The sequence below is a fragment of the uncultured Kocuria sp. genome, from assembly GCF_947500125.1.
In the GTDB taxonomy this organism is placed as follows: Bacteria; Actinomycetota; Actinomycetes; order Actinomycetales; family Micrococcaceae; genus Kocuria.
Window position 1 is genome coordinate 1 of the sequence record NZ_CANMRA010000030.1, and the last position, 21,402, is coordinate 21,402.

Genomic DNA, 21,402 nt, shown 5'->3' on the forward strand with positions numbered 1-21,402 from the left:
GGGACGGCCGACCCCGAGGTGGCCGACAGCACGGCGTCCGGGCGGGGCGGGGCCGGGCACGGAGGGGCCGGCCGGGGTCCTGTGGGCCCCTCCGACGCCGGAGGGCCCGGAGCGGATCCCGGCCGGGGCCGCCCGGGCCGGGGTTCGGCCGCGGGGAGTCGGACGGCGGTGCTCGCCTCGGCGCGGACCGGGCGCCGCCGCCGCGGCAGCGCCGTGACGGGCGTGTTCGTGACCCTGGTGGGGATGACGGCGCTGCTCAGCGGCTACCTGTTGCTCGACCCCCTGGGCTCCGCGGACCGGGTGCCCGATCCCGGCGCGACGCCGACGGTCACGCGCAGCGCGGACGCGACCCCCAGCCCGGCGCCGGAGGAGAGCCCGGTGGTGCTGGAACGGGTCTGCGAGGACCAGGGCGGCGGGGAGGAGCGCTGCTACTTCCGCGTGCCCTGACGGCCCGTGTTGGGCGCGGGCGCGGCCGTGGGGGAAAATGTCCCCCATGACGTATTCAGGTGAGCGCGGCCAGCGGCTGGTCGAGGACATCAACAAGGCCGGCTTCTATCCGCAGCTGGTGATCGACGTGGTCCAGGACTCCTTGGACGGCCGGTCCCCGGTCTCGCACCTCGTGCAGCTGGAGACCCACATCGACCGGACGGAGGTGCACCGCCACACCACCGTGCTGGTGCTCGCCGAGGACGTGCTCCACGTGACGCACGTGGACGACGAGGAGTTCGACGAGAGCGGCCGGGACGTGGTCGCCCGCGTCTCCACCGAGACGGTGGGGATCTCCCAGATCCGCTCCGTGACGCTCAGCTACTCGTACTACCAGCCGGCCAACTACCGTCCGGACAGCCCCATCTCGGAGGTGACCCTCGCCATCGCGTGGACGGGCACCCTGCACGTGGACCTGACGCCCGCGCTGTGCGAGGACCCCCAGTGCCAGGCGGACCACGGCTACACCGGCACGGCCGCCCGGGAGGACATCGTGCTGCGGATCAGCGCGGAGGCGGACGGCCCGACCGCCGTCGAGGGGGCCCGGGAGTTCGCGCGCACGCTGCGCCGGGCCAACCTCTCCCCGCTGACCGACGGCGCGCAGATCGCCCAGCCGGCCCACGGCCGCACGCCGGCCCCGCGGCGGGCGGCCGCCGCCACCCCGCGCACCCGGTTCACCGACCGGTTCACCGGCCGGGACGGCGGCGCCGCCCGATGAGGGCGGTCCAGGAGGTCCTGCCCGCGTTGCCCGCCGACCTGCCCGGGCCGCCGCGCTACGGCAGCCGCTCGGTCGCGGAGGTCATGTCCTCGGCCGCGGCGTCCCTGGGCGTGCCCGGCTTCCGGGACGTGCTGGGGTTGCCCGCCGCCCGCCGGGTCGTCGTCGTCATGGTGGACGGACTGGGACGCGCCCAGCTGCGGGCCCGTGCCGGGCACGCCCCCGGCCTGGCCGGCGCCCGGAGCCTGGCCACCCTCGACGCGGCGTTCCCCACGACGACGGCGGCCTCGCTGGCGTCCCTCGGCACGGGCGCCGCCCCCGGGGCGCACGGACTCGTGGGCTACGACGTGCTGGATCCCGCCCGCGACCGGGTCGTGAACCAGCTCGGCGGCTGGGACGCCGCCGTGGACCCGCGCACGTGGCAGCCGCTGCCCACGGTTTTCGAGCGCGCCGCCGAGCACCTCGACGTGGTCACGGTCAGCCGGCAGAAGTTCGCCGGGTCCGGGCTCACCGACGCCGCCCTGCGCGGGGGCCGGTTCGTGGCCGCGGAGGGACCGGCGGCGCGGGTCAGCACCGCGCTCGACCAGCTCGCCGCGGGCCGCGACGCCCTCATGTACTTCTACTGGGACGAGCTCGACCGCACCGGACACGCCCGGGGCTGGGAGTCCTGGGAGTGGACGGCGCAGCTGGAGGAGCTCGACGCCTCGCTGCGCCGGCTGGTGGCCCGGGTGCCGGCCGGCACCACCGTGCTGGTGACCGGCGACCACGGCATGGTGGACGTCCCCCGGGACGCCCGCGTCGACTTCTCCGAGCTGCCCGGTCTGCTGGACGGCGTCCGGCACACGGCCGGCGAGCCGCGGACGGTGCAGCTGCACCTGGAGCAGGACGCCACCGCGCAGGACGTCCGGGCGCTCGTGGCCGCCTGGCGGGAGCATTTCGGCTCCCGGGTGTGGATGCTCTCCCGGGAGGCCGCTCTCGACGCCGGCTACTTCGGTCCGCCGGCGCTCGTGCGGGACGCGGTGCGCGGGCGGATCGGCGACCTCCTCGTGCTGGCCCGGGAGCCGCTGGCGCTGTTCGACCTGGGCCGGCTCCGCCCCAGCGTCCTGTCCATGGTCGGTCAGCACGGCTCACTCACCCGGGCCGAGCGGGAGGTCCCGCTGCTGCGCCTGGCCTGAGCGCCCCGCTGACGTGCCGGGGCCGGGCGCCCCGCGCTCCAGGAGTCGCCGGGCGCCCTCGGCTACTCGTCCGTGCCCTCGCCGGTGCCCTCGTCGGTGCCCTCGTCGGTGCCCTCCTCGGCGGCGGCCGGCCCGGCGAGCTCGTCCTCCTCGACCGCGGCCTCGTCGTCCGCGGCCTCCTCGTCCGTGACCTGCTCGTCCGTGGCCTGTCCGCCGTCCTCCGCGGGCGGTTCGGGCGCCGCGGGCTCGGGCTCCGCCGGGGCCTGCGAGGACGGCGGCGGGGCGGGAGGCGCGGGCGCCGGGGCGGGAACCACGGGCTGCGGCGGGACGGGAGCGGGGACGACGGGCTGCGGCGCGACCGGCTCGGGGACCACCGGAGCCGGGGCGGGAACCACTGGCGCGGGCGGCGCCACCGGCTCCGGGGCCGGTGGCGGCGGGGCGGGGGCCTCCGGCGAGGGGCTCGGCGTGGGGGAGGGCGTGCGCGAAGGCGACGGTGTCGGCGAGGCGGTGGCCGTGGCGGACGGCGTCCTGGTCACCGCGGGGGCGGGGACGAACTCCGCCTCCCGGCCGGCGCCGAAGAGATCGCGCCCCACTCCGCCCAGGTAGAGCGCCCCGGCACCGACCAGCACCACGAGCACGACCGCGCCCAGGACCAGCCCGGCGACGAACCGTCCCGGACCGGAGCCCTGGACGAGCTCGGCCGGCCCCGCCGGAGCGGCTGGGGCGCCGCCGTCGCCGGAGGCGCCGGGGTCCGGGACGGCGGCGTCGCGCTCGTCGTCCCCGAAGAGATCGTCCTCGATGGAATTGCCCATGCCGTGCTGCCCCTGACGTGGTGTCGTCCGTCCGGACCGCGCGCGGGATGGGGGAGCGCACGAACCCGGAGGAACGGCGCGGAGCCGTCCCCTGCTGCGTGCACTCTAACCCGCGCCGGGCCGCGGGCGCCGGACGGCACGCACCGGCACCGTGGGCTCAGTCGGAGGAGCTGCCGAAGACGATCTCGTCCCAGCTGGGGACCGAGGACCGGGCCGAGCGCCGGGCCTTGGCCGTCTTGTTGCGCGGGCGGGGCCGTTCGGGCGTGGTCCCCTCCGCGGGGGCGGGCTCCTCGGAGGCCTCGCGGGAGACCGCGGCGGCCCCGCCGGCGGAGTCCTCGCCCGGGGAGTTCCCGCCCGCGGCGTCCGCGGCCCCGGGAGTCTCTGCCCCGGAGCTCTCGGACCCGGAGGTCCCGGACCCGGAGATCTCGGACCCGGGAGTCTCTGCCCCGGAGGTCCCGGCACCGGGGGCGTCCGCGGCGGGCGCTGTCCCGGGGCGGTCCGCGGCGCGCTCGCCGGTCCGCTCCCGGACACGCTCCGGCGCACTCCCGGGGGTGTGCTCCGCCGCGCCGTCCTGTGCGGGGGGCTCCTCGACGAGGCCACCGGCGGGCTCCGCAGCGGGCTCCGCAGCGGGTTCCTCAGCGGTCTTCTTGGTGGGCACGCCCCCGGAGCGCTCGTCCGACCCGGCGGAGGGCTCTCCGGCCGGTCCGGAGGCCGGCTCCGGCGCGGCGCCGGACTCGGGGAACCGCGTGGCCGGCTGGAAGGGCCGGTCGAAGACGGAGCTGTCCTCGGGGGCGGCGAGCGGACGGGGCCGACGCTCGACATGGCCCATGCCGCGGCCCAGGAGCTCGGCCAGGGCGTCGTCCCCGTCGACGTCCTCCCCGATGCGCTGCCCGCGGCGGGCCTGCAGGACGTCGAGCAGGTCGTCGGCCTCCACAGCCGACCGGCGCAGCTGCGTGAGCTCGGGGTCGAGACCCCCGTCGAGGACGCCGAGGCCCGTGCCGAGGGGTGTGTCCGGGGGACCGGCCTCGGTGAGGGTCTCCGCCCACGGGTTCGCCGGCCGCACGCTCTGGTTCGCGGGGTTGTAGAGCCACTCGGCCAGCGGCTCGTCGTGGTCGGGCGCGGCCGAGGGGTCGACCACCGAGAACCGGGCGACCACCGCCCACAGGTGGTCCTCCCGCTGCCACGAGTCCCACTCGAGGGAGGAGGGGTCCACCCCGAGGTCGCCGGCCCGGTGGGCCACGGCGCGGCCGAGGGTGAGGGGCTCGCCCTCGAAGACGGAGTGGTAGCCGCGATGGGCGGAGCGGTCCACGATCTCGACCTTCTGCGCCTCGGCGGCGACGTGGGCACGCTCGGCGAGGATCGGCCACTCGTAGCGGCGGACCCGGGCGGACTCCCAGCCGCTCTCGGCCACGATCTCCTCGACCGTGGCCCCGGAGCGGAACCGGGCCTGGATCTCGCGGGGGCCGAACTGGCCCGATCCCCGCTGTCGGGCGCCCGGCAGCCGCCGGGCGCGCTGGACGGCCAGGCGCAGCTCCTGGTCGATCCGCAACAGGTGGCGGGTGCCTGCCTCGTCCTCGACGACCAGGTGCTCACCGTCGTCGTGCACACCTGCCAGGCGCAACTGCTCCATGCTGTCATTCCTCCGGGATGGTTCTCGGGTGCGCTCGGGGTCGTCGAGCGGGCGCTGCGGGGCGGGTCCGTCGGTCACGGCCGACGTGCCGGCCCGGTCCTGCCCCCCAATCCTACTGGCCGTCGCACGACCCCGGCCGGAGGCCGTCCGCGGACGGTCTCCGCCGCGTGTTCGCGGGCCCGTGCACGGTTGGATTTTTGCCCCTGGATGGTGAACAATCTACGCGACACAGAGCCCGGCGGGCGGCGCAGCGCCGTGCCCGAGCCCGAGCCCGCCCTCGGACCCCTATTGGAGCGAAGACCGGACATGGCCACTGATTACGACGCGCCGCGCAAGCAGGACGACGAGCTCAAGGAGGACTCGATCGAGGAGCTGCAGACGCGTCGCAGCGATCCGCAGTCCGGCAGCGTGGACGAGGACGAGGCGGCCGCGGCGGAGAGCTTCGAGCTGCCCGGCGCGGACCTCTCCAACGAGGAGCTGTCCGTCGTCGTGCTGCCGGCCCAGGAGGACGAGTTCACCTGCGGCTCGTGCTTCCTGGTGCGCCACCGCTCCCAGATCGCCGAGGAGAGGAACGGCGTCAAGTACTGCGTCGAATGCGTGGGCTGAGCCCCACAGGGTCGAGCTCGTCCGAGAATCTCGGAAGAACCCCGCAGCGACGGTCGTCGCGGCGGGGTTCTTCCATCCGGTGGCCCCGGCCGCGCTCACGGACGCGCGGACAGCACCTCGACGACGCGCTCGGGGTGCCGGGTGGAGGTCAGCCAGTAGGGCGTGGGGTCGACGGGGTCGGTGATCCGGATCCGCACCACCGGGCCCACGGACGCCCGGAAGTTCATGAAGGCCCGTCCGTCCAGCTCGGGACCGCGGACCCGGCGGACGTCGTCGCCGCGGAAGGCCTCGGCCTCGCCCACGAAGCGTCGCTCGATGCGGGCCCGGCCGACCTGGAGGAACTCGTCGGTGACGACGATGGTGGTGCTGGAGGCCACGAGGGCCACGGCGGTGCCGCCGCCGACCACGACGGCCGCCGCGCCGGCCACCCACAGGTCGATGGGGGCGAGCGCGACCAGGGCCACGACGCCCGCGAAGAGCACGAGGAGCCACATCCACCACGCGGGGGTGAGCTTCTCCTCGTAGAGGATCCCGGCACCGGGCCGCTCGGAGGAGGACCGGCGGGGGTCGCGGGGGCCGTCGGCCGGGGACGCACTGGAGGAAGCAGGGTGGGACATGGCTCTAGCGTCTCACGGCCGCGCCCGTGGTCCGGCGCGTTAGAGTGGGGCACTGTGAACGACCAGTCGACAGGCCACCGGCCGCCGTCGGGCAACGGGCGCCCGCTCAGCATCGCGCTGCAGGCCCTGGACCCGGACCTTCCCCTGCCCGTGTACGCGAAACCCGGGGACGCCGGCGCGGACCTGCGCTCCCGCGAGGACGTGGTCCTCGGGCCCGGGGAACGGGCCCTGGTGCCCACGGGCGTGGCGATCGCGCTGCCCGAGGGATACGCCGGGTTCGTGCACCCCCGCTCGGGACTGGCCGCCCGGCACGGCATCACGGTCGTCAACGCCCCGGGCACGGTCGACTCCGGCTACCGGGGCGAGATCATGGTCACCCTGCTCAACACCGACGGCGCCGAGTCCTTTTCGGTCCGCCGCGGCGACCGCATCGCCCAGCTCGTCATCCAGCGCGTCGAGCAGGCCGTCTTCGAGGTCGTCGACGTCCTGCCCGGCTCGGCGCGCGGCGGAACGGGCTTCGGCTCGAGCGGCACCGCCTGATCCACGAGCCGACCCCCACGAGCCGACCCCCACGAGCTCACGCCACGAGCCGGCACCGCGTGCCGGCGGAGGAGAACGAGAACATGTTCGGTCGCAAGAAGAAGCAGTCCGCGGCGCAGGACGCCGCCCCGCAGCAGCCGGAGGCCGCGCCGAGTGCGGAGGACGCCGCGGCGGCACGGCGCCAGGAGCCGCAGGGCCCTCTCGACGTCTCCCAGATCGACGGTCGCGAGGGCTACCTCGACCTCGGCGCCGTGCTCGTGCGCCCCCGCACGGGGCTGGGCGTGCGGCTCGAGGTCGACGAGCGCACGCAGCGCCCCCGCGCGGTCGCCCTGGACCTCGAGGGCGGCTCGGTCCAGGTCCAGGCGTTCGCCGCGCCCCGCTCCGAGGGTCTGTGGGACGAGGTCCGCCGCGAGCTCGTGCAGTCGCTGCGCACGAGCAACGGCGAGCCGACGGTCGAGGAGGGTCCCTTCGGGCTCCAGGTCGTCGCCCGCTTCCCCGCCACGGCCTCCGACGGCACCCGCGGCTTCCGCCTCGCCCGCTTCGTGGGCATCGACGGGCCCCGCTGGTTCGTGCGCGCGGTGTTCACGGGCACCGCCGCGGTGACCGCCGAGTCCGCAGCGGCCCTCGACGAGGTCGTGCGCGAGCTCGTCGTGGTGCGCGGCGACCGGCCCATGCCGCCCCGGGAGCTGCTGACGCTGGTCGTCCCCGAGGACGCGGTGCGCCGCCCCGCCCCGGACGCGCAGCCGGAACCGGAGCCCGAGCCCGCCCGGCCGCCGCGGCGCGGCCCCGAGATCACGGAGATCGGCTGAGCCATGACGAGGACAGGGAACGGGCTGACCCGGCCGACGCCGGGAACCGGGGCCATCGACGTGGTCGCCGAGGCGCCCGTGTGCGCGGGGGACCTGGATCCCTCGACGGCCGCCGGGGGGCGCCGCCGGGTGATGGCGACCGGCCTGGTGGTGGAGGTGACCGTTCCCCCGGTGACGGGCGCGCAGAACTACACCGCGCTGCTCGTGCCGGACTGTCCGCAGCAGGAGGGGGAGCAGGGCCCGGTCGCCCCCCGTCCCCTGCGCCTCGTGTGGCACGGCCAGCGCAGCGTGCCGGGCGTCACCGCGGGGACGCGGCTGCGCTGCGCGGGCGTGGTGAGCTTCCGGGACGGGCGCCCCTCGATGTTCAACCCGCGCTACGAGATCATCGCGAAGCAGGTCAGCAGATGAAGCAGGTCAGCAGATGACGGATCCCTCCGAGCCCGGGAGCACCGCGGGCGAGCCCGGGCGCGGCAACGACGTGGAGCGCTCGATGGCCGCCTACGCCGCGCGCTCGGGCATGCGGCGCAAGGACAACGGCCAGCTCGACGTGCTGCACGCGGTCGGCGGCTGGCGCGGCCTGGCCGAGACGATCCTGCCGGGCTTCGTGTTCCTGGCCGTGCTGCTCGTCGGCAACACCCTCGGGGTGGCCCTCGCCGCGTCGCTGGGCACGGCCGCCCTCTTCACCGTGCTGCGCCTCGTCCAGCGCCAGAGCCTCGTGCAGGCCGTCTCCGGCTTCGTGGGCGTGGGCGTCTGCGCACTGTTCGCGCGGGCCACCGGCGAGGCGCTGGACTACTACGTCCCCGGCTTCTGGATCAACGCCGCCTGGTTCGCCGGTCTCGGGCTGTCCCTGCTCGCCCGCTGGCCGCTGCTCGGCGTCTTCTACGGGTACATCCGCGGGGAGGGCACCCAGTGGCGCGACGTCCCGGTGCGCCGCCGTGCCTACCAGGTGGCCACGGTGATGCTCATGGCCATGTTCGCGGCCCGTCTCCTCGTGCAGGTGCCCCTGTACCTCGCGGAGAACCTCACCGGGCTGGGGGTGGCGCGCCTGGTCATGGGCGTGCCCCTGTACGCGCTGACCCTGTGGCTCGCGTGGCTCGTCTCCCGGCCCCCGGAGCAGATCGCGGCCGAGGAGCAGGACACCCCCTGAGGCCGTCCGCCGGGCTCAGCCCCGGTGGGGCTCGTGCCGGCCGGCGGTCGTGAACATCGCGCGCAGCTGCGCCTCGCCCTCCGTGGTGGAGACGAAGAAGAGCTGGTCGGCGCCCTCGACCACGTCGTCGCCGGAGGGGGTGATGGGCACTCCGTCGCGCAGGATGGCCACGAGCGTCACGTCCGGCGGCCACGGCACCTGGGAGACCATCGTGGCGATGATCGGGTGCTCGTGCGGGACCGTGTAGGCGGAGAGGGTCGCCCCGCCCGTCTGCAGGGTCAGCAGCCGCACCACGTCGCCGACCTCGACCGCCTCCTCCACGAGCGCGGTCATCAGCCGCGGCGTGGACACGGCCACGTCCACGCCCCACGCGTCGTCGAACAGCCACTCGTTCTTGGGGTTGTTGACCCGGCCCACCGTGCGGGGCACGCCGAACTCGCTGCGCGCCAGCAGGGAGACCACGAGGTTCGCCTTGTCGTCGCCCGTGGCGGCGACGACGACGTCGGTCTCCTCGAGCCCGCCCTCCCGCAGCGTGGAGAGCTCGCAGGCGTCCCCGATGATCCACTGGGCGCCGCGCAGGTCCGAGCGGCCGATCACCTCGGGCTTCTCGTCGAAGATCACCACCTCGTGCTGGTGGGAGAGCAGCTCTCGGGCGATCGAGGCGCCCACGGCGCCCGCGCCCACGATGACCACGCGCATCAGGATCCTCCCCGGGAGGTGTCGTCGGAGCCGGGCGCGTCCTCGGACTCCCGGCGCAGGGAGTTGGCGAAGTCGAGCACGTCCGGGTCGGGCCGGCGGGACAGGACGCGGGACACGGCCTCGACGTCGTCGGTGCGCATCATGGCGTGCACCACGTCCCCCTGCTGGTAGCTCATGTCGGGACCGGGCAGGACGCCCTCCCCGAAACGTGTCACGAACGCGATGCGCACCCCCGTGGCCTCCTCGATCGCGTCCAGGTGCAGACCGGACCACGAGTCGTCCAGGGACAGCTCGCCCAGCTGCAGCCGTCCCGAGGCCTCGCGGAAGTCGGCCGTGATCGTCTGCTCGGGCAGGATCCGGCGCAGCGCCTGATCGGCGCTCCAGCGCACGGCGGCGACGGTGGGGATCCCCAGGCGCTGGTAGAACTCCGCCCGGGAGGGGTCGTAGATCCGGGCCACCACGTGCCGGACCTTGAAGGTCTCGCGCGCCACCCGGGCCGCGATGATGTTGGAGTTGTCCCCGCTCGAGACGGCCGCGAAGGCGTAGGCCTCCTCGATGCCGGCCCGGCGCAGCACCTCCTGGTCGAAGCCGAGTCCGGTGACCTTCTTACCCTCGAAGGACTTCCGCAGCCGCCGGAAGGCACGGTCGTCCTGGTCGATCACCGCCACGGTGTGCCCGGAGTCCTCGAGGGTGTGGGCGACCATCACGCCGACGCGCCCCACGCCCATGATCACGAAATGCGCCATGCGTCTCAGCCTAGGTCACCCCCGGGCTCGCGGCTCACCACCGGTGCGGCGGACAATCGGAGCGGGACGGACTACCGTGGGGAGCCGTGCAGAGCATTCCCCGGGCCGTGCGGCGCGCACTCGTCGGCAAGCCCATCCACAACGAGCGGTTCAGCGACGCCGTGCTGCCCAAGCGCACGGCGCTGCCGGTCTTCTCGGCGGACGCCCTCTCCTCGGTGGCCTACGCCCCGGACGAGATCATTCTCACGCTCGCGCTCGCGGGCACCACGGCCGTGGCGGTCTCCCCGTGGGTGGGCCTGGCCGTGCTCGTGGTGCTCGCCGTGGTGATCACCGCCTACCGGCAGAACGTGCGCGCCTACCCCTCGGGCGGCGGCGACTACGAGATCGTCTCCAAGAACCTCGGCCGCACCGCGGGCGTGGGCGTGGGCGCGGCCCTGATGGCCGACTACGCCCTCGTCGTGGCGGTGTCCATGGCCACCGCCGCGCAGTACGTCACGGCGGCGCTGCCCGAGGTCGCCGGGTGGCGGGTGGAGCTGGCCGTGGCCGGGATCCTGTTCGTGGGGCTGCTCAACCTCCGCGGCCTGAAGTTCATGGGCCGGGCCGCCGCCGTGCCCACCTACTTCTTCCTCGCCGTCCTGGCCGCGCTGCTGCTCGTGGGCCTGGGCCAGGACCTCACCGGTTCCCTCGGGGACGCCCCCAGCGCCGACCGGGAGATCCTGCCCGCCGCCGGCTTCGACGCCGGGCTGGCCGGCCTGGCGGGTGCCCTGGTGGTGCTGCGGGCCTTCTCCTCCGGGGCCGTGGCCCTGACCGGCGTGGAGACCATCACCAACTCGGTGCCGTACTTCCGCAAGCCCCGCGCGGCCAACGCGGCGGCCACACTGGGGGTGCTCGGCGCGCTCGCGGCGGCCCTGCTGGCGGGCGTGATGTACCTCGCGGACCGCACGGACGTCGTGGTCGTGGGCGACCCGGAGGAGCAGCTGCTCGTGGACGGCCGGCTCCCCGGGCCCGACTTCTTCCAGGACCCCGTGCTGGGCCAGCTCGCCAAGACCGTCTTCGGCACCGACTCCCTGTGGTTCTTCGTGCTCGTCGCCGCGACGGTGGGCGTGCTGATCCTCGCCGCGAACACCGCCTTCTCCGGCTTCCCCACGCTCGCGTCCCGGCTGGCGCGGGACGCCTTCCTGCCCCGGCAGCTGCAGGCGCGCGGGGACCGCTTCGCGTTCACCAACGGCATCCTGCTGCTGCTGCTCGTCGCCGTGGTCCTCACCGTGGCGTTCGGCGCCAACGTCAACAGCCTCATCCAGCTCTACATCGTGGGCGTGTTCGTCTCCTTCACCCTCACGCAGGCCGGCATGGTGCGGCACTGGGCGCGCGTGCGGCGGATGCGCCCGCACCCGGGGGTCCGCCGCGAGCTGTTCGCCCGCCGGGCCGTGGCCCTGATCGCCTTCGTCCTCTGCGCGGCGGTGCTCGTCGTCGTGCTCGTGACGAAGCTCACGCAGGGCGCGTGGATCACCATCGTGGCCATCGCCGTCCTCAGCGCGGTGATGGCGGGGATCCGCCGGCACTACGACGCCGTGGACGCCGAGCTCGCGCTGCGGCCCGACTCCCCGGTCCGGGCCCTGCCCTCCCGGGTGCACGCCATCATCTACGTCTCCTCCGTCCGCAAGCCCCTCATGCGCGCCCTGGCCTACGCCCGGGCGTCCCGGCCCTCGACCCTCGAGGCCGTCGTCGTGGACACGAACGCCGCCGCCACCCGCCGGATCCTCGCCGAGTGGCAGCGCCTCGAGATCCCGGTGCCCGTCACCGTCCTCCACGCGCCCTACCGGGACACCATCGGCCCGGTCCTCGACCACGTGCGCGGGGTGCGCCGCAAATCCCCCCGGGACCTGGTCGTGGTGTACCTGCCCGAGTACGTGGTGCGGCACCGGTGGGAGCGGCTGCTGCACAACCAGGCTATCCGGCCGCTGCGGGCCCGCCTGCACCAGGAGCGCGGGGTCATGACGGCCTCCGTGCCCTGGCACCTGTCCTCCGCCTCCGGCGAGGACACGGGCCCCGAGTCCGCCCCCGAGCAGAGAGCGTCCCAGCCGTGATCCCGTCCCGCCCCCCGGTCCCCGCCGGGTCCACTGAATCCGCAGGGTCCGCGGAGCCCGTCGAGCTCGAGCTGCGCCTGGGCCAGATCGCCCACGGCGGCCACACCGTGGCCCGCACCGGCGAGGGCCGCGTGGTGTTCGTCCGCCACGGCCTGCCCGGCGAGCTCGTCCGCGTCCGCCTCACCGACAGCGGCCCCGCGGCCCGGTTCTGGCGCGGCGACGTCGTGGCCGTCCTCGAGGCGGACCCCCGCCGGAGGACGGAGCACGTGTGGGCCCCGGCCGACCCCCTGCTCTCCTGGCGGCGCGGCGAGCCGCCCGTCGGCGGCGCGGAGTTCGGCCACGCCGAGCTGGCGGCCCAGCGCGACCTCAAGGCCGCCGTGGTGGCCGAGCAGCTCTCCCGCCTGGCCGGGCTCGAGACCGGGATCACCGTGGAGGCCATGCCGGGGGAGGACCCGCTGGGCCGCGGCTGGCGCACCCGGGCGCACTTCGCCGTCGACCCCGCGGGACGGATCGGGATGCACCCCCACCGCAGCGCCGCCGTCGTGCCGGTGGACTCCTTCCCGCTCGTGGTCCCCGCCATCGACGGCCTGCGGCTCGGCCGCCTCGACCTTCGCGGGGCGGAGCGGGTCGACGTCGCGGCCCCCGCCGACGGCGGGACGCCGCTGGTGCACCTGAGCCTCGCCGCCGGGGCCGACCGGGAGCGGCTGCGCCACGAGCTCACGCGCCTCACCGTGGACCGGGACGTCTCCGTCACCGCCCGCGCCGAGGGGCAGCGCGAGCCCGAGACGTGGGCGGGCCGGCCGTCCGTCGTCGAGCACGCGGGCCCGCACCGCTGGGAGGTCTCCGCCGAGGGGTTCTGGCAGATCCACCGCGCCGCCCCCGAGCTGCTGCACCGGGAGGTGCCCGCGGCCGCCGGGGCCCGCCCGGGGGAGCACGCCCTCGACCTCTACGCGGGCGCGGGCCTGTTCACGGCGGCGCTCGCGGACGCCGTGGGGGAGACGGGCACCGTCGTGGCGGTCGAGGGCTCGCCGGTCACCAGTGCCGACGCCCGGCGGGCCTTCGCAGGCCGGCCGGAGGTGCGCGTCGAGCGGGGGAGCGTCGACAAGGTGCTGGCGCGGACCTGGCCGCGGGGGGCCCCCGGGCGAGGCCGCCGCCGCCCGGCGCGGGGCGGCGCCGCGGCCCGCCCCGACGTCGTGGTCCTGGACCCGCCCCGCGCGGGCGCCGGACGGGCCGTCGTGGACCAGCTCGTGGCGATCGCGCCGCGCCGGATCGCGTACCTCGCGTGCGACCCGGCCACGCTGGCGCGGGACCTGGGCCGGTTCCGCCGCGCCGGGTGGCACGTGCGGGAGGTGCGCGCGTTCGACATGTACCCGAACACCCACCACGTCGAGACCCTGGCGGTCCTGGAGCCCTGACGGCAGCCGCCGGCTCCGTGACGGCGACCTCCCGGGGCGGTTCGGAGTCACCGGGCTCACACGGGCTACACTGACGGTGACTGTTCACGGGAGAACCCCCGGCACTTCGCCGGTGTCCTCCCGCGGGCGTTTCCATGACGGTGGCGAGAGGAGTTCCACGCATATGAGCACGGTGGACAGCTTCGGGGCCAAGGGCGTTCTCGACGTCAAAGGCACCGAATACGAGATTTTCCGACTGAACACGCTGGAGGGTGCGCAGAAGCTCCCGTACAGCCTGAAGGTTCTGCTCGAGAACCTGTTGCGCACCGAGGACGGCGCCAACATCACCTCCGAGCACATCGAGGCCCTGGCCAACTGGGATCCCACGGCTGAGCCCAGCATCGAGATCCAGTTCACCCCGGGCCGGGTGATCATGCAGGACTTCACCGGCGTGCCCTGCATCGTGGACCTCGCCACCATGCGCGAGGCCATCGCGGACCTCGGCGGCGACCCCTCCCGCGTGAACCCGCTCGCCCCGGCGGAGCTCGTGATCGACCACTCCGTGCAGATCGACTCCTTCGGGACCTCGGACTCGATCGGGATCAACATGGACATCGAGTACGAGCGCAACGGGGAGCGGTACCAGTTCCTGCGCTGGGGCCAGACCGCGTTCGACGACTTCAAGGTCGTCCCCCCGGGCATGGGCATCGTCCACCAGGTCAACATCGAGAACCTGGCCCGCGTCGTCATGACCCGCGAGGTCGACGGCGTGCTGCGCGCCTACCCGGACACGTGCGTGGGCACCGACTCGCACACGACCATGGAGAACGGCCTCGGGGTGCTCGGCTGGGGCGTGGGCGGCATCGAGGCCGAGGCCGCGATGCTCGGCCAGCCCATCTCCATGCTCATCCCGCGCGTGGTCGGCTTCAAGCTGACCGGCCAGATCCCGGCCGGCGCCACGGCCACCGACGTGGTGCTGACCATCACCGAGATGCTCCGCGAGCACGGCGTGGTCGGCAAGTTCGTCGAGTTCTACGGCGAGGGCGTCGGAGCCGTGCCCCTGGCCAACCGCGCCACCATCGGCAACATGAGCCCCGAGTTCGGCTCCACCGCCGCGATCTTCCCGATCGACGACGTCACCCTGGAGTACCTGCGCCTGACCGGGCGCTCCGACGAGCAGATCGACCTCGTCGAGGCGTACATCAAGGAACAGGGCATGTGGCACGACCCGTCCGAGGAGATCACCTTCTCGGAGTACCTCGAGCTGGACCTCTCCACCGTGGTCCCCTCGATCTCCGGGCCGAAGCGGCCGCAGGACCGCATCTCGCTCACCGACGCGAAGGCGCAGTTCCACGAGGACATCAAGAACTACGCCACGCACGTCGACGACGGCGCCTCCGGCGACAGCGTGGACGACGTGGCCGCGCAGTCCTTCCCGGCCTCGGACGCCCCCGGCTACACCGCGGACGACCACCAGTCCGAGGCGGACCGCCCGCGCGAGCACCACACCTACGCCGAGGACGGACGCCCGACCAAGCAGGTCCCCGTGACCATGCCCGACGGCCGGGAGTTCGAGCTCGACCACGGCGCGGTCTCGATCGCCTCGATCACCTCGTGCACCAACACCTCGAACCCGTCGGTCATGATGGCCGCGGCGGTGCTGGCGCGCAACGCCGTCGAGAAGGGGCTCAAGGCCAAGCCGTGGGTCAAGACCTCGATCGCCCCGGGCTCGAAGGTCGTCACCGACTACTACGAGAAGTCCGGTCTGGTGCCGGCGCTGGAGGAGCTCGGCTTCTTCATCGTGGGCTACGGCTGCACCACCTGCATCGGCAACTCCGGTCCCCTCGAGGACGAGATCTCCCAGGCCATCCAGGACAACGACCTGGCCGTGACCTCGGTGCTCTCGGGCAACCGCAACTTCGAGGGCCGGATCAACCCGGACGTGAAGATGAACTACCTGGCGTCCCCGCCGCTGGTCATCGCCTACGCCCTGGCCGGCAACATGGACTTCGACTTCGAGAGCGAGTCCCTGGGCCAGGACGCCGACGGCAACGAGGTGTACCTCAAGGACATCTGGCCGGACCCGGCCGAGGTGCAGAAGATCATCGACGCGTCCATCGACACCGAGATGTTCACCCGCGAGTACGGCACCATCTTCGACGGCGACGAGCGCTGGCAGAACCTGGACACCCCCACCGGCAAGACGTTCGAGTGGAACCCGCAGTCCACCTACGTCCGCAAGCCCCCGTACTTCGAGGGCATGACGATGGAGACGACCCCGGTCGAGGACATCGCGGGCGCCCGCGTGCTGCTGAAGCTGGGCGACTCGGTCACGACCGACCACATCTCCCCGGCGGGCTCGTTCAAGTCCGACACCCCGGCCGGCAAGTACCTCATCGAGAACGGGGTCCAGCGCAAGGACTTCAACTCGTACGGCTCGCGCCGCGGCAACCACGAGGTCATGATCCGGGGCACCTTCGCCAACATCCGGATCAAGAACCAGCTCCTGGACGGTGTGGAGGGCGGCTACACCCGCGACTTCACGCAGGAGGGCGGTCCGCAGGCCGCCGTCTACGACGCCGCGATGAACTACCAGGAGGCCGGCGTCCCGCTGGTCGTGCTGGGCGGCAAGGAGTACGGCTCCGGCTCCTCGCGCGACTGGGCCGCGAAGGGCACCTCCCTGCTGGGCGTCAAGGCCGTCATCGCCCAGAGCTACGAGCGCATCCACCGCTCGAACCTCATCGGCATGGGCGTGCTCCCGCTGCAGTTCCCGGCCGGCGAGTCCGCGGACTCCCTCGGCCTGGACGGCACGGAGACCTTCGACATCCAGGGGGTGACCGGCCTCAACGAGGGCAGCATCCCGAAGACGCTCGCGGTCACCGCCACGAAGGAGGACGGCTCCACCGTCGAGTTCGACGCGGACCTGCGCATCGACACGCCGGGTGAGGCCGACTACTACCGCAACGGCGGCATCCTGCAGTACGTGCTCAGGAACATCGCCGGCTCCTGATCCCAGGGAGTTCGCAGCACACGGGGGCCCGGTCCGGGAACGGACCGGGCCCCCGTGTGCTGACGGCCCTGTCGGAACGACCGAGTAGGATCGGGGGAGCGCGCCGCCCCGGTCCCCGGGAACACGGTGCGAGCGACTACGACGGGCGAGGACAGCGGGAGAAACCATGAGCGTGCTGGAGCGGGTGTCCGGGCCCGAGGACCTCGCAGGGCTGAGCCGTGCGGAACTGGGCCGGCTGGCCGAGGAGATCCGCGAGTTCCTCGTCACCCACGTCTCCGCGACGGGCGGTCACCTGGGGCCGAACCTGGGCGTCGTCGAGCTGACGCTCGGGATGCACCGGGTCTTCGACTCGCCCAAGGACTCCGTGGTCTTCGACACCGGGCACCAGTCCTACGTGCACAAGCTGCTCACCGGCCGCCAGAACTTCGAGACCCTGCGCCAGGAGGGCGGCCTCGCGGGCTACCCGGACCGCCGGGAGTCCGAGCACGACATCGTCGAGTCCTCGCACGCGTCCTCCTCCCTGTCCTGGGCCGACGGCATCTCCCGCGGCCACGCCATGACCGGCCGGCACGACCGGCACACGGTCGTGCTCGTGGGGGACGGGGCGCTCACCGGCGGAATGGCCTGGGAGGCCGTCAACAACATCGCCTCGGACCGCGACCGCAAGGTCGTCATCGTGGTCAACGACAACGGCCGGTCCTACGCCCCGACCGTGGGCGGCTTCGCCAACCACCTCGCGGAGCTCCAGGCCAGCGTGCAGCAGGGCGTCGACGCCGTGCGCACCGACCGCCGCTACGAGCAGACCCTCGAGACCGTGAAGGACCTGCTGAAGCACTCCGGCCCGGTGGGGGAGATGTTCTACCGGGGTCTGCACGGGATGAAGCAGGGCATCAAGGACGTCGTGGTGCCCCAGGGCATCTTCGAGGATCTCGGCATGAAGTACGTCGGCCCCGTCGACGGGCACGACCTCGAGGCCGTCGAGCAGGCCCTGACCAACGCCAAGAACTACGGCGGGCCGGTCATCGTGCACGCGATCACCGAGAAGGGCCACGGCTACGGGCCCGCGACCGCCAACGAGGACGACCAGTTCCACGCCGTGGGCGTCATCGACCCCGTCACCGGCCGCTCCACGGCGACGAGCTCCGAGCGCAGCTGGACGGCGGTGTTCCGCGACGAGATCGCCCGGATCGCCGACGAGCGCGAGGACGTCGTGGGCATCACCGGTGCCATGCTCATCCCCGTGGGCCTGCAGAAGATGCAGGCGGCCCACCCCGACCGCGTCGTGGACGTGGGCATCGCCGAGCAGCACGCCATCGCCATGGCCGCCGGCATGGCTTACGGGGGACTGCACCCCGTGGTGGCCCTCTACGCCACGTTCCTCAACCGCGGGTTCGACCAGCTCCTCATGGACGTGGCGCTGCACCGGGCCGGCGTCACGGTGGTCCTCGACAGGGCCGGGGTCACCGGCCCCGACGGCCCCAGCCACCACGGCATGTGGGACCTGGCCCTGCTCCAGATCGTGCCCGGGCTCCACCTCGCCGCCCCGCGCGACGAGCCGACCCTGGTCGAGGAGCTGCGCGAGGCGGTGGCCGTCGACGACGCCCCCACCGTCATCCGGTACCCCAAGGGCGCCGTGGGCACCCCGGTGCCGGCCGTCGAGCGGCTCGCGGACGGCGTGGACGTGCTCGCGCGCCGCGGCGGGGAGAGCGGGACGGAGGGCGCCCGCCGGGACGTCCTGCTCGTGTCCGTCGGCGCCATGAGCGGCCTGGCGCTGGACGTGGCCGACCGGCTCGAGGCGCACGGCGTCTCCGCCACGGTGGTCGACCCCCGCTGGGTGCTGCCCGTGCCGGCCTCGGTCATCGAGCTCGCGGCCCAGCACCGGATCGTGGTCGTCGTCGAGGACGGTGTGCGCGCCGGCGGGATCGGCTCCCGGATCCGCCAGGAGATGCGCGCGGCCGGGGTCGACACCGCGCTCAACGAGGTGGGCCTGCCCACGGAGTTCCTCGTCCACGGCTCCCGCTCCCAGGTGCTCGCCCGGGTCGGGCTGACCGCCCAGCGCGTCGCCCAGGACACGCTGGCGTCCGTGCTGGGGACCCGGGTGCCGTACGCCCGTCCGGTGCAGGGCGACGCCCCCGGCTCCGAGCCGGAGGCCGTGCGCGGCCCGGCCGAGGACGCCCGCGGGGCGTCGCTGCCGCGGTCGCGCCGGGGCTGAGCCCGCTCAGCCCAGCAGGATCCGGCCGCCCTCCACGCTCGCGGGATACGGCTCCAGCCCGGTCTCGGCGGGGCCCGCCAGGACCTCGCCCGTCGAGAGGTCGAACTGCGACGAGTGGCACGGGCAGACGTAGAGCTCCTCCCGCGGGGCCACCATGCAGCCCTGGTGGGGGCACACCGGGGAGAACGCGACGACCGTGTCCGGGCCCGGCCGGCTCACGACGGCCTGCACGCCGTCCCGGTCGAACTTCACGGCGGTGCCCACCGGCAGGTCCTCGACGGGGCCCGCGTCCACGGGGGCGGCGCTGCCCGTGCCCCCGGGCGCCGGCGGTTCCTCACCGGCGCACGCGGTGAGCACCGCGGTCGAGCCGACCGCGGTCAGGCCGAGGACGGTGCGGCGGGAGGGGGCGGACGAGGGGGTCGGGAGCTCGGGCATCAGGGTCCTCTCGACGGCGGGGATGCGGGGTCCGACGCCAGTCTAGGCGCCGCGGCCCGGAGGGCTCGCCCGGCCCCGGCGGTGCCCCCTCCGGCTGATCGCTGTGAGCGGAGCCGCACCGCACCGGTGTCCGCCGCACCGGTTCATCAGTAGGATGATGAAGACAGCAGTCAGCGGGACGAGCCGTGCAGGACCGGCTCCGCCCCGGACCCGGCCGCCGCGCCGGGACCGACGGAAGGACAGCACCATGATCAAGCGACTCATCTTCGTCACCGGATTCGGGGTCGGCTTCGTGGTCGGCTCGGCCTCGGGCCGCAAGAGCTACGAGACCCTGAAGCAGAACGCCGTGAAGACCTGGCACGACCCCAAGGTCCAGGAGAAGGTCTCCGAGGGGACCGACTGGGTGAAGTCCGAGGTGCCGGTGGTCGGCGGCAAGCTGGCCGACGGCGCCAAGAAGGCGGCCGACACCGTGGGCACCAAGGCCTCCGACGCGTCCTCGTCCGTCAAGGAGAAGGTCTCCGGCTCCTCGGCCGGAGCGGCCTCCTCCAGCGGGACGTCCGCGAGCGGCGGGACGTCGAGCGCCGGCGCGTCGGGCACCGGCTACGCGGACCTGCAGAGCGCGAAGCCGGTCACCCCGGAGAGCCCCATGGATCCGGCCGAGCCGCACCCGGCCCCCGGCGACCAGCAGAGCTGATCCGCAGCACCCCCGCCGCCCGGTACCGGAGAGCACCGGTGCCGGGCGGCGGCGGTCGCGGGGACCGGGGCGCACGGCTCCCGGAGCGCACAGGGCGACGGGCCCCGGCCACCGGCCGGGGCCCGTCGTCGTCCCGGGGGGCCTCCCGTCCTCCGCTCGCCGGCCCGGGGGACGGCGCAGGAGGCAGGGCTCAGGCGGCGGGAGCGTCCTCGTCCCCGGCCGGCGGCTGGTCGCGCTCCGCCTGACGGGCGGCGCGCTTGCGGGCCCGCAGCTCCCGCCACGCCGGGCCGATGACCGGCGCCGTCAGCTCGACCTGCCACCGGCGCGCCCCGAGGTCCCGCAGACGGTCCGCCACCGCCTGGTCGGTGGTGCTCTTCGGCGGCTGCCAGCAGAAGCGCCGCAGGTGCTCCGGGGTGAGCAGATTCTCGGTCGGCAGCTCGTGCGTCTCGGCGAGCTCGGCCACGAGCGGCTTCAGGGACTTCAGCCGCGCGGCGGCCTCGGGGCGCTTGACCTCCCACGCCTTCACGGGCGGCAGGGCGTCCGACTTCACGGTGAAGGGGACGAGCTCCGCGGCGTTGCGTGCCTCGGCGACCGCCCGCAGCCATCGGGGAGCCTCCCGTGCCGCGAGCCGGCCGTGGAAGCCGGGAGTCGCCAGGAGCTGCGGCACGGTGCGCGGCATGGCCGTCGCGGCCGCCACCAGGGCGGCGTCGGGCAGCAGCCGCCCGGGGGCCACGTCCTTGTACTGGGCGAGCCGCTCCCGCTCCTCCCACAGGGCGCGCAGCGCGGTGAGCTGGCGCCGGCCCTTCACCTTGTTGATCCCGGACGTCCGGCGCCACGGGTCCTGGCGCGGGGGCGCGGGCTCCGCGGTGCGCACGGCCTCGAACTCCTCCAGCGCCCACTCGAGCTTGCCCTTCTCCCGCAGCAGCTCCTCCATGGCCCAGCGCAGCTGGATGAGCATCTCCACGTCGAGCGCGGCGTAGTTGAGCCAGTCCTTCGGCAGGGGCCGCTTCGACCAGTCCACGGCGGAGTGCTCCTTGGCGAGCGTGTAGCCCAGCAGCTCCTCCGTCTCCGCGGCCAGGCCCACCCGCCGCAGCCCGGCGATGCGGCCGCCCAGCTCGGTGTCGAAGAGCCGGTCCGGCTCCATGCCGAGCGCGCGCAGGGAGGGCAGGTCCTGGGTGGCCGCGTGCAGCACCCACTCGACGCCGGAGAGCGCCTCGCCCAGCACGGCCAGGGAACCGGTGGCCTCCGGGTCGATCAGGACGGTGCCCACGCCCTCGCGCCGCAGCTGCACCAGGAAGGCGCGCTGCCCGTAGCGGAAGCCCGACGCCCGCTCGGTGTCGATCGCCGCGGGGCCGGAGCCCTCGGCGACGGCGGCGGCGGCCCGTTCGAGGCCCGCCACGGTGTCGATGACGGGAGGGATCCCGTCGAACGGTGCCGCGAGGTGGACGCTGTCGGGGATCTCGAAGTCCTCGAAACCGGCGACCACGGAGGTCGAGGGCTCGTCGGGCGCGGATCGGCGGTCGGCTGGGCTGGTCAAGGAGCGTCTTCGATTCTGTGTCGGCCCCGGCGGGGCGCGTGCGGGTCGGTG

Annotated in this window: 19 protein-coding genes and 1 pseudogene; 13 read left to right on the top strand and 7 right to left on the bottom strand. The window is 74.3% G+C overall.

Annotation, left to right across the window (positions count from 1 at the left end):
* The 3 genes and pseudogenes from Q0817_RS16335 to Q0817_RS16345 all read left to right on the top strand — a co-directional run.
* Window positions 1-447, top strand: a pseudogene (locus tag Q0817_RS16335) (hypothetical protein); the annotation flags it as partial.
* A gap of 46 nt (window positions 448-493) precedes the next feature.
* Window positions 494-1,204 (top strand): DUF5998 family protein, encoded by a 711-nt coding sequence (locus tag Q0817_RS16340; RefSeq protein ID WP_298590654.1) that lies wholly within the window; start codon window positions 494-496, stop codon window positions 1,202-1,204.
* The gene (locus tag Q0817_RS16345; protein WP_298590657.1) at window positions 1,201-2,376 is read left to right on the top strand and encodes an alkaline phosphatase family protein; all 1,176 of its coding nucleotides are present in this window, start codon (window positions 1,201-1,203) and stop codon (window positions 2,374-2,376) included. The genes Q0817_RS16340 and Q0817_RS16345 overlap by 4 nt, the downstream gene beginning before the upstream one ends.
* Window positions 2,377-2,438: 62 nt before the next feature.
* On the opposite strand, the gene Q0817_RS16350 is transcribed toward Q0817_RS16345, so the two are convergent.
* Both Q0817_RS16350 and sepH read right to left on the bottom strand, forming a co-directional pair.
* Window positions 2,439-3,188 (bottom strand): hypothetical protein, encoded by a 750-nt coding sequence (locus Q0817_RS16350; RefSeq protein WP_298590660.1) that lies wholly within the window; start codon window positions 3,186-3,188, stop codon window positions 2,439-2,441.
* A gap of 157 nt (window positions 3,189-3,345) precedes the next feature.
* Window positions 3,346-4,818, bottom strand: coding sequence for a septation protein SepH (gene sepH, locus Q0817_RS16355; RefSeq protein WP_298590663.1), 1,473 nt, complete (start codon window positions 4,816-4,818; stop codon window positions 3,346-3,348).
* A 306-nt stretch (window positions 4,819-5,124) separates the two neighbouring features.
* Between sepH and Q0817_RS16360 the strand changes: the two genes are divergently transcribed.
* Window positions 5,125-5,424, top strand: coding sequence for a DUF4193 domain-containing protein (locus Q0817_RS16360; protein ID WP_298590666.1), 300 nt, complete (start codon window positions 5,125-5,127; stop codon window positions 5,422-5,424).
* 95 nt (window positions 5,425-5,519) lie between these two features.
* Here the strand turns inward: Q0817_RS16360 and Q0817_RS16365 are convergent, their stop codons facing one another.
* A complete protein-coding gene (locus Q0817_RS16365; RefSeq protein WP_298590667.1) occupies window positions 5,520-6,041 on the bottom strand; it encodes a DUF3093 domain-containing protein in 522 nt (173 codons plus the stop codon).
* A gap of 54 nt (window positions 6,042-6,095) precedes the next feature.
* On the opposite strand from Q0817_RS16365, the gene dut reads away from it, so the two are divergent.
* The 4 genes from dut (at window position 6,096) to Q0817_RS16385 (ending at window position 8,537) form a co-directional block, all read left to right on the top strand.
* Window positions 6,096-6,581 carry a dUTP diphosphatase gene (gene dut / locus Q0817_RS16370; protein WP_298590668.1) on the top strand — a complete coding sequence of 162 codons (486 nt, stop codon included), beginning with the start codon at window positions 6,096-6,098 and terminating at the stop codon, window positions 6,579-6,581.
* A gap of 83 nt (window positions 6,582-6,664) precedes the next feature.
* Window positions 6,665-7,390 carry a DUF3710 domain-containing protein gene (locus tag Q0817_RS16375; protein ID WP_298590669.1) on the top strand — a complete coding sequence of 242 codons (726 nt, stop codon included), beginning with the start codon at window positions 6,665-6,667 and terminating at the stop codon, window positions 7,388-7,390.
* Between the two features lie 3 nt (window positions 7,391-7,393).
* A complete protein-coding gene (locus Q0817_RS16380; protein WP_298590670.1) occupies window positions 7,394-7,798 on the top strand; it encodes a hypothetical protein in 405 nt (134 codons plus the stop codon).
* A gap of 13 nt (window positions 7,799-7,811) precedes the next feature.
* On the top strand, window positions 7,812-8,537 hold the full coding sequence (locus tag Q0817_RS16385; protein ID WP_298590671.1) for a DUF3159 domain-containing protein: 726 nt from the start codon (window positions 7,812-7,814) through the stop codon (window positions 8,535-8,537).
* A 15-nt stretch (window positions 8,538-8,552) separates the two neighbouring features.
* On the opposite strand, the gene Q0817_RS16390 is transcribed toward Q0817_RS16385, so the two are convergent.
* Both Q0817_RS16390 and Q0817_RS16395 read right to left on the bottom strand, forming a co-directional pair.
* On the bottom strand, window positions 8,553-9,236 hold the full coding sequence (locus Q0817_RS16390) for a TrkA family potassium uptake protein (protein ID WP_298590672.1): 684 nt from the start codon (window positions 9,234-9,236) through the stop codon (window positions 8,553-8,555).
* Window positions 9,236-9,982 carry a TrkA family potassium uptake protein gene (locus Q0817_RS16395; protein ID WP_298590673.1) on the bottom strand — a complete coding sequence of 249 codons (747 nt, stop codon included), beginning with the start codon at window positions 9,980-9,982 and terminating at the stop codon, window positions 9,236-9,238. Before Q0817_RS16395 ends, Q0817_RS16390 begins: the two co-directional genes overlap by 1 nt.
* Before the next feature lie 86 nt (window positions 9,983-10,068).
* Between Q0817_RS16395 and Q0817_RS16400 the strand changes: the two genes are divergently transcribed.
* From Q0817_RS16400 to dxs, 4 genes are all read left to right on the top strand, one after another.
* Entirely contained in the window at window positions 10,069-12,069 is a 2,001-nt protein-coding gene (locus Q0817_RS16400) for an APC family permease (RefSeq protein ID WP_298590674.1), read from the top strand.
* On the top strand, window positions 12,066-13,484 hold the full coding sequence (locus tag Q0817_RS16405) for a class I SAM-dependent RNA methyltransferase (protein WP_298590675.1): 1,419 nt from the start codon (window positions 12,066-12,068) through the stop codon (window positions 13,482-13,484). Before Q0817_RS16400 ends, Q0817_RS16405 begins: the two co-directional genes overlap by 4 nt.
* 163 nt (window positions 13,485-13,647) lie before the next feature.
* Complete coding sequence (locus Q0817_RS16410) at window positions 13,648-16,473, top strand: aconitate hydratase (protein ID WP_298590676.1); 2,826 nt, start codon at window positions 13,648-13,650, stop codon at window positions 16,471-16,473.
* A 166-nt stretch (window positions 16,474-16,639) separates the two neighbouring features.
* Window positions 16,640-18,685 (top strand): 1-deoxy-D-xylulose-5-phosphate synthase, encoded by a 2,046-nt coding sequence (dxs, locus tag Q0817_RS16415; protein WP_298590677.1) that lies wholly within the window; start codon window positions 16,640-16,642, stop codon window positions 18,683-18,685.
* Between the two features lie 6 nt (window positions 18,686-18,691).
* On the opposite strand, the gene Q0817_RS16420 is transcribed toward dxs, so the two are convergent.
* Window positions 18,692-19,120, bottom strand: coding sequence for a Rieske (2Fe-2S) protein (locus tag Q0817_RS16420; RefSeq protein ID WP_298590678.1), 429 nt, complete (start codon window positions 19,118-19,120; stop codon window positions 18,692-18,694).
* A 247-nt stretch (window positions 19,121-19,367) separates the two neighbouring features.
* On the opposite strand from Q0817_RS16420, the gene Q0817_RS16425 reads away from it, so the two are divergent.
* The gene (locus Q0817_RS16425; protein WP_298590679.1) at window positions 19,368-19,814 is read left to right on the top strand and encodes a hypothetical protein; all 447 of its coding nucleotides are present in this window, start codon (window positions 19,368-19,370) and stop codon (window positions 19,812-19,814) included.
* A gap of 190 nt (window positions 19,815-20,004) precedes the next feature.
* Here the strand turns inward: Q0817_RS16425 and Q0817_RS16430 are convergent, their stop codons facing one another.
* Window positions 20,005-21,300: an HRDC domain-containing protein gene (locus Q0817_RS16430; RefSeq protein WP_298590737.1), complete on the bottom strand. Its 1,296-nt coding sequence runs from the start codon at window positions 21,298-21,300 to the stop codon at window positions 20,005-20,007.
* Window positions 21,301-21,402: the final 102 nt, after the last annotated feature.